This window comes from Amycolatopsis sp. NPDC051758 (assembly GCF_044453095.1).
GTDB lineage: Bacteria > Actinomycetota > Actinomycetes > Mycobacteriales > Pseudonocardiaceae > Amycolatopsis.
In genome coordinates, this window is sequence record NZ_JBITCJ010000012.1 from 147,883 (window position 1) to 163,364 (window position 15,482).

General features: G+C 71.8%; 3 protein-coding genes and 1 pseudogene. 2 read left to right on the plus strand and 2 right to left on the minus strand.

Features of this window, described 5'->3' with window-relative positions:
* Nucleotides 1-27 precede the first annotated feature (27 nt).
* Nucleotides 28-1,641, minus strand: a pseudogene (locus tag ACIA5G_RS42390) (type I polyketide synthase); the annotation flags it as partial.
* A complete protein-coding gene (locus ACIA5G_RS42395; RefSeq protein ID WP_395934002.1) occupies nt 1,626-12,881 on the minus strand; it encodes an SDR family NAD(P)-dependent oxidoreductase in 11,256 nt (3,751 codons plus the stop codon). The gene ACIA5G_RS42395 and the pseudogene ACIA5G_RS42390, both read right to left, overlap by 16 nt.
* Before the next feature lie 265 nt (nt 12,882-13,146).
* Here ACIA5G_RS42395 and ACIA5G_RS42400 point away from each other — a divergent pair, with 265 nt between their 5' ends.
* Together ACIA5G_RS42400 and ACIA5G_RS42405 are read left to right on the plus strand one after the other, a co-directional pair.
* Entirely contained in the window at nt 13,147-14,559 is a 1,413-nt protein-coding gene (locus ACIA5G_RS42400; RefSeq protein WP_395934004.1) for a class I adenylate-forming enzyme family protein, read from the plus strand.
* On the plus strand, nt 14,556-15,464 hold the full coding sequence (locus tag ACIA5G_RS42405; protein ID WP_395934006.1) for an ACP S-malonyltransferase: 909 nt from the start codon (nt 14,556-14,558) through the stop codon (nt 15,462-15,464). The genes ACIA5G_RS42400 and ACIA5G_RS42405 overlap by 4 nt, the downstream gene beginning before the upstream one ends.
* The last annotated feature ends 18 nt before the right edge of the window (nt 15,465-15,482 follow it).

The window sequence follows — 15,482 nt, forward strand, 5'->3', positions numbered from 1 at the left end:
ACCGACCAGCTCCAGGTTCGCCAAACCCTTGACCAGTTCGTCACGGTCGCCGGCCACCACAGCACCGCGGTGCGGGAACTTGCTCCGGCCCGTCAGCGAGAACCCGAGGTCTCCCAGCGACAGCAACGGGTGCGCCAGGACGTGCTCACGCAGCCGGGAAGCCTGGTCCCGCAGTGCCTCCGGCGTCTTCGCGTGGACCAGGAACGGCAGCGGACCCGCCACATCGGCCGAGGTCACCTCGGCCGAGGGTGCCTGCTCCAGGATGACGTGCGCGTTCGTCCCGCTGATCCCGAAGGACGACACCCCGGCCCGGCGAGGAGCGTCCGAAACCCACTCACGCGCCGACTGCAGCAGCTCAACACCACCGCCGTTCCACTCGATCTTCGACGACGGCGTCGACGCGTGCAGCGTCCGAGGCATGACACCCGCCCGCAAAGCCTGCACCATCTTGATGACCCCGCCGACCCCGGCCGCAGCCTGAGAGTGCCCGATGTTCGACTTCAGCGAACCCAGCCACAGTGGACGGTCGGCCGCGCGATCAACGCCATAGGTCGCCTGCAGCGCTTGGACCTCGATCGGGTCACCCAAAGCGGTGCCGGTGCCGTGGGCCTCCACCAGGTCGACGTCGGCGGCAGAAAGCCGCGCGTCTTCCAGCGCCGCCGTGATCACACGCTGCTGCGAGGGCCCGTTCGGGGCGGACAGGCCGTTCGACGCACCGTCCTGGTTCACGGCCGACCCGCGCACCACCGCGAGGACCTCGTGTCCATTGCGGACGGCGTCCGAAAGCCGTTCCAGCAGTAGGAAACCGGCACCCTCGGCAACACCAAAACCGTCGGCGGACTCGGCAAACGCCTTGCTCCGGCCGTCAGGGGCCACCGCGCGCTGACGGCTGAAGTTCACGAACGAACTCTCACTCGCCATCACCGTGGCGCCACCGGCCAGGGCGAGGGTGCAGTCGCGGTTGCGCAGCGCGCGCACGGCGAGGTTCAGCGCCACCAGCGACGACGAGCAAGCCGTGTCGACCGACACCGCGGGCCCCTCCAGGCCGAGGGTGTAGGAGATCCGCCCGGACGCGACACTGCTGAGGTTTCCGTTGTCCACGTAGCTTTCCAGCTCACCCGGCACCGACGGCAGCCGGTCGGCGTAAGAGCTGTGGATCACGCCGACGTAGACGCCGGTGGGGCTGCCCTTCAACGCCACCGGATCGAGGCCGGCGTTCTCGAGCGTCTCCCAGGCGACTTCGAGGAGCTGACGCTGCTGCGGGTCCATGGCCAAGGCCTCGCGCGGCGAGATGCCGAAGAACCCTGCGTCAAAACCGTTGGAGCCGTGGAGGAACCCGCCGGTCTTCACGTACGACTTCCCGGCGGCTTCCGGGTCCGGGTCGTACAGCGCGTCCGCGTCCCAGCCGCGGTCGGCGGGGAACTCTCCGATGACGTCGGCGCCGTCGGCGACCAGCCGCCAGAGGTCCTCCGGGGATCCGACGCCGCCCGGGAACCGGCAGCCCATGCCCACGATCGCCACCGGTTCGTGCGCGGCGGCGCGGAGCTGCTGGTTCTGCTGACGCAGCCGTTCGGTTTCCTTGACCGACGCCCGGAGTGCGGCGACGACCTTCTCGTCGGGAGCAGTCATGAGTTCTCGGATCCCTCCATCGCCAACGCGATGAGTGCGTCGGTGTCCATGTCGTCCACGTTCGCCGCCGGGGCGGTGAAGCCGCCGTCCGGCTCTTCGGCCAGGCTCAGCAGCGCGTCGAACAGCCCGATCTCCCGGATGTGCGAAAGCGGCACGGTGGCCAGGATTTCCTGCAGCCGCCGTTTGTCCTCGTCGTCGGCCGACAGCGGCTCCTGCGCCGGCGCGAGGGTCCGGTGCAGCAGCTGCGTGATGTGCCGCGGGGTCGGGTGGTCGTAGATCAGCGTTGCGGGCAGGTGCGCCCCGGTCTGCGTGTTGAGCCGGTTGCGCAGCTCGACCGCGGTCAGCGAATCGAAGCCCTGCACGGTGAACGGCTGGTCCGGGTCGATCGGGTGTTCCTCGGCGTGCCCGAGGACGAGGTTGACCTGCGCGGCCACCAGCTTGTCCAGCAGCTGCAGCTGCTGCTCGGTGTTGAGCACCGACAGCCGTTCGACGAGCCCGTCCTCCGCGACGGCGCTTCCCGCGCGGGCCTGGGCCCGCTTCGGCTGCACTAGCGCCCGGAAGATCGGTTCGCGCTGCGCCCCGACGCTCAGCGAAATCGGGACGTAGTGCGAATGGGTCGACGTCATCGCGACGTCCAGGAGCCCCAGCGCGTGGTCGGCCGACAGCGCGCGCATGCCGTTCGCGGCCATCCGGTCGTGGTGGACACCGCTGAGGTGCCCGGTCATCCCGGACTCGTCCGCCCACAGGCCCCACGACAGCGCCAGCGCCGGCAGGCCGAGCGCACGGCGTTCCGCGGCCAGTTCGTCGAGGTAGGTGTTGGCCGCCGCGTAGTTGGCCTGCCCGGCGTCACCGAGGACACCGGCGGCCGAGGAGAACAGGACGAAGTGCGACAACCCCATGTCCAGCGTGAGTTCGTGCAGGTAGGTGGCCGCCTGGACCTTCGGCGCGAGCACCCGCCGCACCTGCTCGGGGCTGAGGTTCACCGACAGGCCGTCGTCCAGCACCCCCGCCGTGTGGAAGACCGCCCCGACGGGTCCGGTCTGCTCGAACAGTCCGGCCAGCGAATCGCGGTCGGCGACGTCACAGGCCACGACGGCGACGGAGTCCGCGCCCGCCTCCAACAGCTCGTCCCGGAGGTCCGCAGCACCGACCGCGCCGAGGCCACGGCGCGAGGTGAGCACCAGGTCCCGCACGCCGTACTCGGTGACCAGGTGCCGGGCCAGCAGCGCGCCGAGGGTGCCGGTGCCGCCGGTGACCAGCACCGGACGGTCCGGGTCGATCTCCTCCGGCAGCGTCAGCACCACCTTGCCGATCTGACGCGCTTCCCGCACGAACCGCAGCGCCCGCCGGGCCTGCTGCATCGGCCAGGCCTTCACCGGCAGCGGCAGCAGCACCCGCGCGGTGAACAGCTCGTGCAGCGCGGTGAGGATGTCCTGGATCCGGTCGGGCCCGGCCTCGATCAGGTCGAAGGCCCGGTACTTGACACCCCGGTGTTCCTTCGCGACGACTTCCGGGTCGCGGACGTCGGTCTTGCCCATGTCCACGAACCGCCCGCCACGCGGCAGCAGCCGCAGGGACGCGTCGGTCTGCTCGTTGGCCAGCGAGTTCAGCACCACGTCCATGCCCGCACCGCGCGTGGCCGCGAGGAACTCCGCCTCGAAGTCCGCGGTGCGGGAGCTGGCCATCCGCTCGCGCGGCACACCGAGCGTCCGCAGCACCGGCCACTTGTTCGGGTGCGCGGTCGTGAAGACCTCCGCACCCCAGTACTGGGCCAGCTGCAAGGCCGCCATGCCGACGCCGCCGGTCGCGGTGTGGATCAGGATCCGCTTGCCGGTGGCCAGCTTGCCCAGGTCGTGCAGCGCGTAGAACGCGGTCAGGAACACGACCGGGGCCGCGCCGGCCTGCTCGAAGGTCCAGCCTTCGGGCACCGGGACGACCATCCGGGCGTCGGTCACCGCGTGCGAGCCGAAGCCGGAGCATTCGGTGAACAGGCCCATCACGGCGTCGCCGGGTTCCACCGAGCGGACGTCGTCGCCGACTTCCAACACAACACCGGCGGCTTCACTGCCCATCATCGCGCCCGCGTCGGGGTACATGCCCAGGCTGATCAGCACGTCCCGGAAGTTGACGCCGGCCGCGCGCACCGCGATGCGCACCTCGCCGCGGCCGAGTTCCCGTGTGGCCACGTCGGAAGGCACAAGCCCGACGCCGTCGAGGGTGCCGCGTCCGTCCGACGCGACCGACCAGGCTTCACCGTCGGGGATGGCCAGCTCGGAGATCGTCCGCTCGAGCCGCGGCACGCAGACCACGCCGTCGCGGACGCCGACCACGTGCTCGTCGGTGGCCAGCACCGACATCAGGCCCGGGACGTCGACCGTGCCCTTGCCGCGGACGTCCAGCAGGACCAGGCGGTCCGGGAACTCCGAGCTCATCGAGCGGATCAGGCCGCTGATCCCGGCGACGGCCAGGCCGCCCCAGCACACCACGACGAGCCGGGTGCGTTCGGACTGCGGCAGCGCGAGCCAGCGCTTCAAGCGCATCAGCACCGCTTCGACCAGCCGGCCCGCCGTGTCCGCCAGCTCCGCGCCGTCGTCTAGGTCGACGGGACTGCGAAGCAGCGAAGCGGTGTCCCACAGCACCAGGTCCGGGGTTTCGCGCGTGACGGCGACCTCGTCCCAGCCGCGGTAGAGCACGGGCTCACACCCGGCCTCGGCAAACCAGGACCGGAGGCCGCTGGTGTCGTCCAGCACCCCGAAGGTCGGTTTGTCGACAATGACCGCCGACCCGCTCTCGGCCGTCCACTCCGGCCAGTCGACCTGGAACAGGCTGTCCCGGATGTTGACGAACTGCGACAGCGCCTGCTGCGGGAGAGCCCGGGAGACGAGGGCCTGGACGTCGAGCACCGGGGTGCCCGCGCCGTCGAACGCGCTGATGGTGACGGTGTCGTCCGCGCCGCCGGTGATGCGGACGCGCAGCCGGCGGGCGCCGCTCGCGTGCACGGTGACGCCCTGCCAGGAGAACGGGATCGCCGTGTCCTCACCGGGGTTCGCCAGGCTGATGACGTGCAGCGCGGCGTCGAGCAGCGCCGGGTGGAGCAGGAACCCGTCTTCCTCCAGGCTTTCCGCCAGGCTCACCTCGGCGTACAGCGCGTCGCCGGCACGCCACGCGGCTTCGAGCCCCTGGAACATCGTCCCGTAGGCGTAGCCCTGACCGGCAAGGACGCGGTAGGCGTCGTCGGTCTCGATCCGCTTCGCGCCCTCCGGCGGCCAGGTAGCCGGGGCCTGCGGCCGTTCCGGCGTCTCGCGGCAGAGCAGACCGGACGCGTGCAGCTCCCACTCGCCGTCCTCGTCGGGACGCGAGTGCAGCGTCAGGCCACAACGGCCGTCGTTGTCGGGAGCGGTCACCATCAGCTGCACGACCACGGATCCGGTCCGCGGCAGCAGAAGCGGTGCGTGGTGGGTGAGCTCCTCCAGGTGCGGGCAGCCGATCTGGTCACCGGCGTGCACGGCCATGTCGACCATCGCGGCACCGGGCAGCAGCGGGGTGTCGCCGAGCGCGTGATCGGCCAGCCACGGGTGGGCGGCCAGGGACAACCGGCCGCTGAGGAAGACCGTCCCGTCGCCGGCGGCGTGCATCACCGCGCCGAGCAGGCCGTGCCCGGCCGGGCTCAGCCCGACGGTGCCCACGTCCTGGGCGCCCTGGCGTGCCTCCAGCCAGTACCGCTCGTGCTGGAAGGCGTACGTCGGCAGGGGAACCCGGCGCGCACCCGCGTCCAGGTACAGCGAGGTCCAGTCGAGGCTGCCCTGGCCGACGGTGAACTCGGCCACCGACGTCATGAACCGGCTGGGCCCGCCGTCACCGCGGCGCAGGGTCGACAGCACCGGGATGCCTTGCGCCGCCTCTTCCAGGGGCGCGCCGAGCACCGGGTGCGGGCTGATCTCCAGGACGTGGGTGAAGCCGTTCTTGAGTGCTTCGACGACGGTCGGGAAGAACCGGACCTGGCTCTTCAGGTTCTCCAGCCAGTACTCGCCGGTCAAGGCGGCGGTGTTGATCGCTTCGCCGGACACTGTGGAGTAGAAGGGAATCTCGGTGGTCGTCGGCGCCACCGGCGCGAGGTCACCGAGGATGACGTCGGCCAGCTGCCCGACCTGCGGGTGGTGCGACGCGTACGAGACGCCGATCCGCCGGTAGTGCGCGCCTTCCTGCTCGCAGAGCTTCGCGAGTTCGTCGAGTGCGGTGACGTCGCCGGACACGATGACCTGCGCCGGGCCGTTCACCGCCGCGACCGCCAGCTTCTCGCCCCACGGCGTGATCAGCTGCGCGGCCCGCTCGGCGGACACGAGGATCGACGACATTCCGCCGATGCCTTCCAGGGCGCGCAACGCCCTCGCGCGCAGGGCAACCACCCTCGCGCCGTCACTCAGGGACAGCGCCCCCGACACGGTCGCCGCGGCGATCTCACCCTGGGAATGCCCCACCACCCCGGCCGGCTCAACACCGTAGGCGCGCCACAACGCGGCCAGGGACACCATCATCGCCCACAGCAGCGGCTGAACGACGTCGACCTGACCCAGCGACGACTCGTCCGCGAGCTTGTCGAACAGCGACCAGTCGACGAACTCCGACAAGGCCGCGTCACATTCGCGCAGCCGCTCGGCGAACACCGGCTCGTGCTCCGCCAGCTCCAGTCCCATGTGGACCCACTGCGAACCCTGACCGGGGAACACCATCAGCACCCGGGCGTCGGCCGAGCCGGAGCCGGTCACCGCGGACTCCGCACCCGAGGCCAGTTCCGCGAGTCCACTCAGGAGTGCGTCGCGATCCGCGGCCACCACCGCGCCGCGGTGGGCGAACCCGGTCCGGCCGGTGGCCAGGGAGTAGCCGATGTCGGCGACGGAGAACTCGGGGTGCGCCAGAACGTGGTCCCGCAGCCGGGAAGCCTGGTCCCGCAACGCTTCCGGCGTCTTCGCGTGCACCACGACCGGCAGCGGACCCGCTGCCTCGCCTTCGCGCTCGACGACGTCGGACGCCGGCGCCTCTTCGAGGATCACGTGCGCGTTGGTCCCGCTGATGCCGAACGAGGACACGCCCGCCCGGCGCGGCTTGTCCGACGTCCAGGGGCGGCTGTCCCGCAGCAGTTCGACCCCGCCACCGGCCCACTCGATCTTCGACGACGGCGTTTCGGCGTGCAGCGTGCGCGGCATCGTCTTGGCCCGCAGCGCCTGCACGACCTTGATCACGCCGCCGACACCGGCGGCGGCCTGCGCGTGCCCGAGGTTCGACTTCAAGGACCCCAGCCACAGCGGCCGGTCCGCACCCCGGCCGGCGCCGTAGGTCGCCTGCAGGGCCTGGACCTCGATCGGGTCGCCCAGCGCGGTGCCGGTGCCGTGCGCCTCGACGAGGTCGACGTCCGCGGTACCCAGCCCGGCGTCCGCCAGCGCGGCGGTGATGACACGCTGCTGCGAGGGGCCGTTCGGCGCGGTCATCCCGTTCGACGCGCCGTCCTGGTTCACCGCGGAACCCCGCACCACGGCGAGGATCGGGTGCCCGTTGCGCTGCGCGTCGGAAAGCCGTTCCAGCACCAGCATGCCGACACCCTCGGCCCAGCCGGTGCCGTCGGCGTCGTCCGAGAACGCGCGGCAACGGCCGTCCGGGGCGAGCCCGCGCTGCCGGCTGAAGTCGACGAAGACCTCGGGGGTGGACAACACCGTCACACCGCCGGCGAGCGCCATCGTGCACTCGCCGCGCCGCAGCGCCTGCGCGGCGAGGTGCAGCGTGACCAGCGAAGACGAGCACGCGGTGTCCACCGACATCGCGGGCCCTTCCAGGCCGAGGGTGTAGGCGATGCGGCCGGTGAGCACGCTGGCGGCGCTGCCGTTGCCGAGGAAACCTTCCAGCTCCTCGGGAACTTCGCGCAGCCGGGCCGCGTGGTCGTGGTACATGATCCCGGCAAAAACGCCGGTGCGGCTGCCCTTGAGACTGCCCGGGTCGATCCCGGCGTTCTCGAGGGCCTCCCAGGCAACCTCCATGAGCTGACGCTGCTGCGGGTCCATCGCGAGCGCTTCGCGGGGCGAGATGCCGAAGAACCCGGCGTCGAACTCGAGCGCGTCCGGGAGGAAAGCGCCGTTGCGCACGTACATCTTGCCCGGCGCGGCCGGGTCCGGGTCGTAGAGCGCGTCGAGGTCCCAGCCGCGGTCGTCGGGGAAGTCGCCGATCGCGTCCGCGCCTTCGGAGACCAGCCGCCACAAGCCATCCGCGTCGGTCACACCCCCGGGGTAGCGGCAGCCGATGCCGACGATCGCCACGGGCTCGTCAACGACCTTCGGGGACGCGGTTGTCACCACGGCCCGGCTTCCTTCGGCGAGGTACGCGGCCAGCGCGGCCGGCGTCGGGTAGTCGAAGATCAGCGTCGCGGGCAACCGGCGGCCGAGCGCGGTGCCGAGGCGGTTGCGGAGTTCAACGGCGGTCAGCGAATCGAAGCCCAGTTCGGTGAACGCCTGGTCGACCTCGACGGCGTCCGGCGCGGAGTGGCCGAGGACCGCGGCCACGTGCTCGCGCACCAGACCGGTGAGGTCCGCTGCCGGCGCAGCGGCGACGGGTGCGAGCTTCGGCGTGGCGCGGATGAGCCCGCGCAGCAGCGGGACGACGTCACCCTTCGCCTTCAACGCCGAGTAGTCCAAGATCACCGGCGCCACCACGGGATCCGTCGTCTGCAACGCCGCGTCGAGCATCGCCAGCGCGCGGTCCGTCGGCAACGGGGCGATCCCCGAACGGCGCAGGCGGGCATGGTCGGCGTCGCCGAGCTTCGCGGTCAGCCCGCTGGCCTGTTCCCAGAGTCCCCACTGCAGGGACAGCGCGGGCAGCCCGGCCGCGTGGCGGTGCTGGGCGAGCGCGTCCAGGAAGGTGTTGGCGGCGGCGTAGTTCGCCTGCCCCGCGGCGCCGAGCAGCGCGGCGGACGAGGAGAACAGCACAAACGCGTCGAGCGGCCGGTCCAGCGTCAGCTCGTGCAGGTTGAGGGCCGCGTCGACCTTCGGCGTGAGCACCTTGGCCAGCCGTTCGGCGGTGAGCGAGCCGAGCACCCCGTCGTCGAGGACACCCGCGGCGTGGACGACGGCGGTGAGCCGGGGAATGCCGTCGAGGACGGCGGCCAGCGCCTCGCGGTCGGCGGCGTCGCAGGCCACAACTTCGACTTCGGCGTCGAGGTCGGTCAGGTCGGCTTTGCCGGACCGGGACAGCAGGACCAGGCGCCGGACGCCGTGGCGGCGCACGAGGTGACGAGCGACCAGGCCGCCGAGCACCCCGGTGCCGCCGGTGATGAGCACCGTGCCTTCGGGGTCGAGCGCCGTGGCGTCCATTGTGGACGTCTGAGTGCCGAGCCGCGGAACCAGCGCGACGCCGTCACGCAGTGCGAGTTCGGTCTCCCCCGCGGCGACGGCGGACGCCACCGCGGCGGGCAGCGCGGCCTCACTCGCGGCGCTGCCGTCGGTGTCGACCAGGACGATCCGGCCGGTCTCTTCGTCTTGCGCGGACCGCATCAGGCCGGGGACGGTGGCCTGCGCGAGCCCGGGAACGGCGTCCCCGCCCGCGACGGCAAGGGCGCCGGTGGTCAGCACGACCAGCCGGGAGTCCGCCGTCCGGGAGGTCGTGAGCCAGGTGTTGAGCACGGCCAGGACGTCGGACGTGGTTCGGTGGACGGCCGCGGCGCCCGTCCCGGTGGTCGTGACCGGGGCGAGCACGAAGTCCGGGACCTCGGGGCGGGCTTCGTCCGCCGTCAGCGGGACCCAGTGGGTGGTGAACAGCTCGGCCGGCACCGACATCGGCCGCAGGGTCAAGGACTCGACGGTGGCGATCGGCCTGCCGTCGAGGTCGGCGATGGTCAGCGCGACCGTGTTGTCGCCGGTCTTGGTGAGCCGCACGCGGGCACGGGTGGCACCGGTCGCGTGGACGGTGACGCCGCTCCACGAGAACGGCAGCCAGGCACGGCCGTCCCCACCGAAGGCGCCTTCGAACAGCTCGAGGGCGTGCAGGGCCGCGTCCGACAGCGCCGGGTGCAGCGCAAAGCCGCCCGGAACTCCTTCGGGCAGCACGACTTCGGCGATCACGTCGTCATCGGTGCGCCAGGCGGCGGCCAGGCCGCGGAAGGCGGGCCCGTAACCGAGGCCGGTCTCGGCGAGACTTGGGTAGACGTCGCTGATGTCGACGGCACCGGCGGTGGGCTGCGGCACGTCGGCGCCCGCGGTGACGGGCTCGGCGGCGAGTGAGCCGGAAGCGTGGTGCGTCCAAGGTCCCTCGTGTCGCGAGTGGACGGTGAACGGGCGGGTGCCCTGTGCGTCCGGCTCACCGACGGTCACCTGGAGGCTCACACCAGCGTTCTCGGGCAGCACGAGAGGCGCGTGCAGGGTCAGCTCGGCCACCGTGCGGCAGCCTGTGTGCGTGCCCGCCTGCACGGCCAGCTCGAGGAACGCGGTGCCGGGCAGGATCGCCGCGCCCTGGACGCGGTGGTCGCCGAGCCAGGGGTGCGTGGTCAGGGAGAGCTGCCCGCTCAGCGTCACCTCGTCCTTGGCGGCGTGGGTGAGCACGGTGGTGACCAGCCCGGTGTCGCGCCGGGCCGTAGCGTTCAGCCAGAAGCGTTCGCGCTGGAAGGCGTAACCGGGCAGCCGCACGTGCCGGACGTCGCGGTCACCGTAGTAGGCGTGCCAGTCGACGTCGGCGCCGTGGGCGTAGAGCGTGGCGAGCGCTTCGGCGAGGTTCGTGGTCGCGCCGAGTTCGAGCACGGCGCGCACGCCGTGCCGGTCCAGCCAGCCGGCTTCCGGCTGGACCGGCTCCGCGAGCCGCGTCCAGTGCCCGGCGGCGGCGAGTTCGGCCGCCTCCACCGGGTCACCGGTCACGACGTCGAGCACCGGCCTTCGCTGGGGATCGAAGGTCAGTGCCCGAACGAGCCTCCGCAGCTCGTCTTCTCCCGCGCCCCGGGCCACGGTCCCGGCCAGTGCGCAGGCGTCCGCAAGCGAAAGCACCCCGGCGACGTGCGCCGCGGCAACCCCGCCGATCCCGAGCCCGGCGACAACGTCCGCGGGCGCGCCCCAGGACTCGACCAGCCGGTAGCGGGCCACGTCCACGGCGAAGGCCGCGGAGGTGGCGTACTCGGGCCGGTCGAGCTCGGGCGCCGCGGACAGCAGCACGCCGAGCAGCGGGGTGTCCAGTTGCAGGTTCAGGTGGCCACAGGCGTCGGCGAGCGCCTCGGCGAAGACCGGGTGAGTGCGGTAGAGGTCCCGGACATCGGGCGGCAGTTCACCCCGGAGGAGGACGGCGAGCCCGCCGTCGGCGACGCGGCCGCGGACCAGGCCGGGCGCGTCGTCGCCGGTCTTGAGGGCTTCGAGCTGGGTGCGCGCGGATGCTGCGTCCTCGGCGACCAGGACGGCACGGTGCTTGAGCGCGGCACGGGTGGTGCCGAGCGCGGCGCCGAGGTCGGCCAGGGGGTGGCGGTCGAGGTGGTCGGCGAGGGCTTCGGCTTGGGCACGCAGGGCTGCGGCGGTTTTTGCGGAGATCGGCAGGAGGAAAGGACCGGTCTGCTGCGCAGCTGTGGTCGCGGGCTCCGACGGCCTGCTCGCCGAAGGGGTGGCCTCGGCCGTCGCCGGTTCCTCCGGCGCGGCCTCCAGGATCACGTGCGCGTTCGTCCCGCTCATCCCGAACGAAGAAACCCCCGCCCGGCGCGGTCGCCCCGTCTCCGGCCAAGCACGCGAGACCGTCAGCAGCGAAACTCCGCCGCCGGCCCAGTTCACGTGCGGGGTCGGCTCCTCGACGTGCAGCGTGCGCGGCAACGTTCCCGCCCGCATGGCCAGCACCATCTTGACCACCCCGGCCAGCCCCGCGGCCGCCTGGGTGTGCCCGATGTTGGACTTCACCGACCCCAGCCACAACGGCTGCTCCGCCGGACGCCCGGCGCCGTAAACCGCCTGCAAGGCCTGAGCCTCGATCGGGTCGCCGAGCAGGGTCGCCGTGCCGTGGGCCTCGACGGCGTCGACCTCGGTGGCCGGCAGCCCCGCGTCGGCGAGGGCCTGCTCGATCACGCGCTGCTGGGCCGGGCCGCTCGGTGCGGTCAGGCCGTTGCTCGCGCCGTCCTGGTTGACCGCGCTGCCGCTGACCACCGCCAGCACCCGACGGCCCTGCGCCCGGGCCTCGGACAGCGGCTGCAGCACCACGGTCGCGACACCCTCGGCCCAGCCGGTGCCCCCCGCGTCGGCGGCGAAGGCGCGGCAGCGGCCGTCCTCCGACAGCGCGCGCTGGCGGCTGAACGACAGGAACCCGCCCGGGCTCGACAGCACCGCGACGCCGGAAGCCAGCGCCAGCCCGCACTCGCCCCGCCGCAGCGCCTGCACGGCGAGGTGCAGCGCGACCAGTGAGGACGAACACGCCGTGTCGACGGTGATCGCGGGCCCCTCCAGGCCGAGCGTGTAGGCGACGCGGCCGGAAGCGACACTCCCGGCGGTGCCGATGTCCAGGTAGCCCTCGGCGCCGTCCGCGTCCTCGAGCCGGGGGCCGTAGTCCTTCGACTCGGCGCCGACGTACACACCCGTGCGGCTGCCGCGCAGCCGCAGCGGGTTGATGCCCGCGTCCTCGAGCGCGTGCCAGCCCGCCTCCAGCAGCAGCCGCTGCTGCGGGTCCATCGCGACGGCTTCGCGCGGGTTGATGCCGAAGAACGCCGCGTCGAAGTCGGCGGCGTCGTGCAGGAACCCGCCGCGGCGGGTGTACGTCGTGCCGGGGCGGTCCGGGTCGGCGTCGTAGAGCGCGTCGAGGTCCCAGCCGCGCTCGGTGGGGAACTCCGAAGTTGCGTCCCCGCCCTCGGAAAGCAGGCGCCAGAACTCCTCGGGAGTGCGGACACCCCCGGGGAAGCGGCAGCTCATGCCCACGATCGCGATCGGCTCACCGTCGAACGACGGCAGCAGCTCCGCCACCGGCGCCGGACCCGAACCCGTCAGCCGGTCCTGCAGGTACTCGGCCAGGCGAGCCGGGGTCGGGTGGTCGAACGCCAGCGTCACCGGCAGCGTCAGGCCGGTGGCCTCCACCAGGCGCGCGTGCAGCGCGACCGCGGCGACCGAGTCCAGGCCGAGCTCCAGGAAGGAGCGGTGCTCATCGGCACCGCCGGCCGACCAGTCCTCGAGCACGGCGGCCAGCTGCGCCCGGACGAATTCACCGAGGACACGGGAACGGTCGTAGGCGGAAAGGTCTCCGAGGTCCCGGATGGGGTTCACCATTTTTCCCTCGTTCTCCAGCGATCGTTTTCCCGACGGGAATTGGCGGGAATTCCCGCACCCTCTCGGGAGGCTACCGAGGCGCCGCGGCCGTCCCCACCCCTAAGCGCCCCTAGCTTCCGCCGGTCCGATCCGGGGCTGGACCTGCTGATGAGGCGCTCGGCACACCCCTACCCGGGTTAGGGGTGGCGGACGCCGACCGGCCATTCCTATATTCGGACACACCTTGGATCGGGCACTTCGTCAATTCCACCGAAAGGACGGGCCGATGCCGGCGAAACTCTTTGCTGCGGACTCGGTGCAGACCCTCGACGAGTTCGAGCTGCGCGCACTGGGCGTGGCCGACGCGCTGGCCGCGCGGGGACTGCTGCCCGGTCACCGGGTGATGCTCAAGGCCGGCAACTCCGCCGGTTACGTCACGACGCTGTTCGCGCTGATGCACCTGGGTGTGTCGATCGTGCTGGTAGACCCGCAGGAGAAGCCGCAGCAGACGCAGGAGATCCTCGACCGCGCGGGGGTCCGGCTGTCCATCGTGGACGACGACGCCCCGTTGCCGGACGGCCAGTACCCCGTTTACCTCTACGAACTGCTCGCCGACGCCGTGCCCGCCGAACCCGGCGAGCGGCTGAGCTTCGACCGCTGGTGCGAGCGGCCGGACAGCATCATCATGTGGTCGTCCGGCTCGACCGGCTCACCGAAGGGCATCGTCAAGAACGGCGCCCGGTTCCTCAAGAACATGCAGCGCAACGCCGACCAGGTCGGGCACCGGCCGGACGACGTCCTGCTGCCGCTGCTGCCCTTCTCGCACCAGTACGGCATTTCGATGGTGATGATCGCCTGGCTGACCCGCTGTTCGCTGGTGATCGCCCCCTACCGCCGGCTCGACCGCGCGCTGCGGATGGCCGGCCAGTGCGGCGCGACCGTGGTGGACGCCGCGCCGACCACCTACCAGAGCATGCTGAACATCGTGCGCAAGCGCCCCGAGGCCCGGGCCGCGCTGGCGAAGGTCCGGATGTTCTGCAGCGGCGCGGCTCCGCTGGACAGCCCGGTGGTCGCCGAGTACGAGGCCGAGTTCGGCATGACGCTGCTGGACAGCTACGGCAGCACCGAGCTGGGCAACCTGGCGTTCGCCACGCTGGACAACCCGGTCGGCACCGGCCAGGTGATGGCCGGCATCGGCGTCAAGGTCCTCGACGACGACGGCCGTGAGGTCGCCGCCGGTGAGATCGGCGAAGTCGTCATCGACTGCCCCGACATGCTGACCGCGCTGCTCGGCGAAGACGGGACGAGCACCCCGGTCGAGCAGGGCTGGTACCCCACCGGGGACTTCGGCTACCTGGACGAGCGCCGGAACCTGTTCATCGCCGGTCGTAAGGCCGCCGTGCACCGCATGGGGTACACGCTGCACCCGGAGATCATCGAGCGGAAGGTCGCCGCGCACGGCTGCAGCACCCGCATCATCTCGCTGCCCGACGAGCGCAAGGGCGCCCAGCTCGTGTTCTTCGTCGCCGACCCGGACCAGCGGGAAAGCGGTTACTGGCGCGACCGGATCGCAGAGGTGCTGCCCGCCTACGAGCAGCCGAACCGGGTGGTCGTGGTGGACCAGTTCCCGGTGAACCGCAACGGGAAGCCGGACAAGAAGCACATGGAAGAGCTCGCCAAGGCCGGTGCGGGGGCATGAGCAGCGCCGCATTCGTTTTCCCCGGCATGGCGCCGAGCAAGTTCGCCGAGCTGACCAAGTTCCTCGTGCTCGACGCCTCTGCGAGGCAGCGTGTCGCGGAGGCCGACGACGTGGTCGGCTACTCCATTTTGGACGCCTACGCCGACGGTGAGGACGACTACTCCGCCGCGGCACAGCTGGCGTTCCTGGTCAGCTGCGTCGCCCTCGCCGACTCGCTCACCTTCCGGCCGGACGCCGTCACCGGCGTGAGCTTCGGACAGAAGGCCGCCGCGGTGTACTCCGGCGCGCTCTCGTTCGCCGACGCCGTGCGCCTGACCGCGATCCAGGCCGACTGCGAGGCGGAGTACTTCGCTTCACAGCACCAGGACGTCGTCACGCACACCGTGATGCGCGTGCCCGAAGACGGCTGGCGGACGGTGCTCGGCGAGCTGTCGTGGTACGAGATCTCGGGTGTCGTCGACGACGGCTTCCACATGATCTCGCTGCACGAAGGCGAACTCGAAGAGTTCACCCGCCGGATCAGCGCGGTCGGCGGCTATTCGCTGTACACGATGCGCCCGCCGGTGCACGCGCCCGCGTTCGAGGCGTTGCGGCGCCGGGCCTCGGCCGCCGCGTTCGGCGACTGTCCCTTGCGTGACCCCGAGATTCCCCTGGTGACCGATCAGGACGGCACGGTGGTGACCACGGCCGCCCAGGTGCGCACGATGCTGCTGGACACCTTCGACCGGCCGATCGACTGGCCGTCGGTCACGGCGTCCCTGCACCGGCTCGACGTCACCGAGCTGCACTTCTGCGGGACGGACAACCTGTTCAGCCGGGTGCCGCGGGCGAAGGAGTTCAAAGTCGTGGCGCACAACCCGAAGCTCGCATTGAAGCCGCGCCGCGAGGCTGTGCTCGCCGGTTGACCACCCGGTCGCGGTGGC

Excerpts from the sequence above, each read along its gene's own strand:
- ACIA5G_RS42395 (WP_395934002.1), bottom strand. The coding sequence starts at position 12,881 with ATGGTGAACCCCATCCGGGACCTCGGAGACCTTTCCGCCTACGACCGT.
- ACIA5G_RS42400 (WP_395934004.1), top strand. The coding sequence starts at position 13,147 with ATGCCGGCGAAACTCTTTGCTGCGGACTCGGTGCAGACCCTCGACGAG.
- ACIA5G_RS42405 (WP_395934006.1), top strand. The coding sequence starts at position 14,556 with ATGAGCAGCGCCGCATTCGTTTTCCCCGGCATGGCGCCGAGCAAGTTC.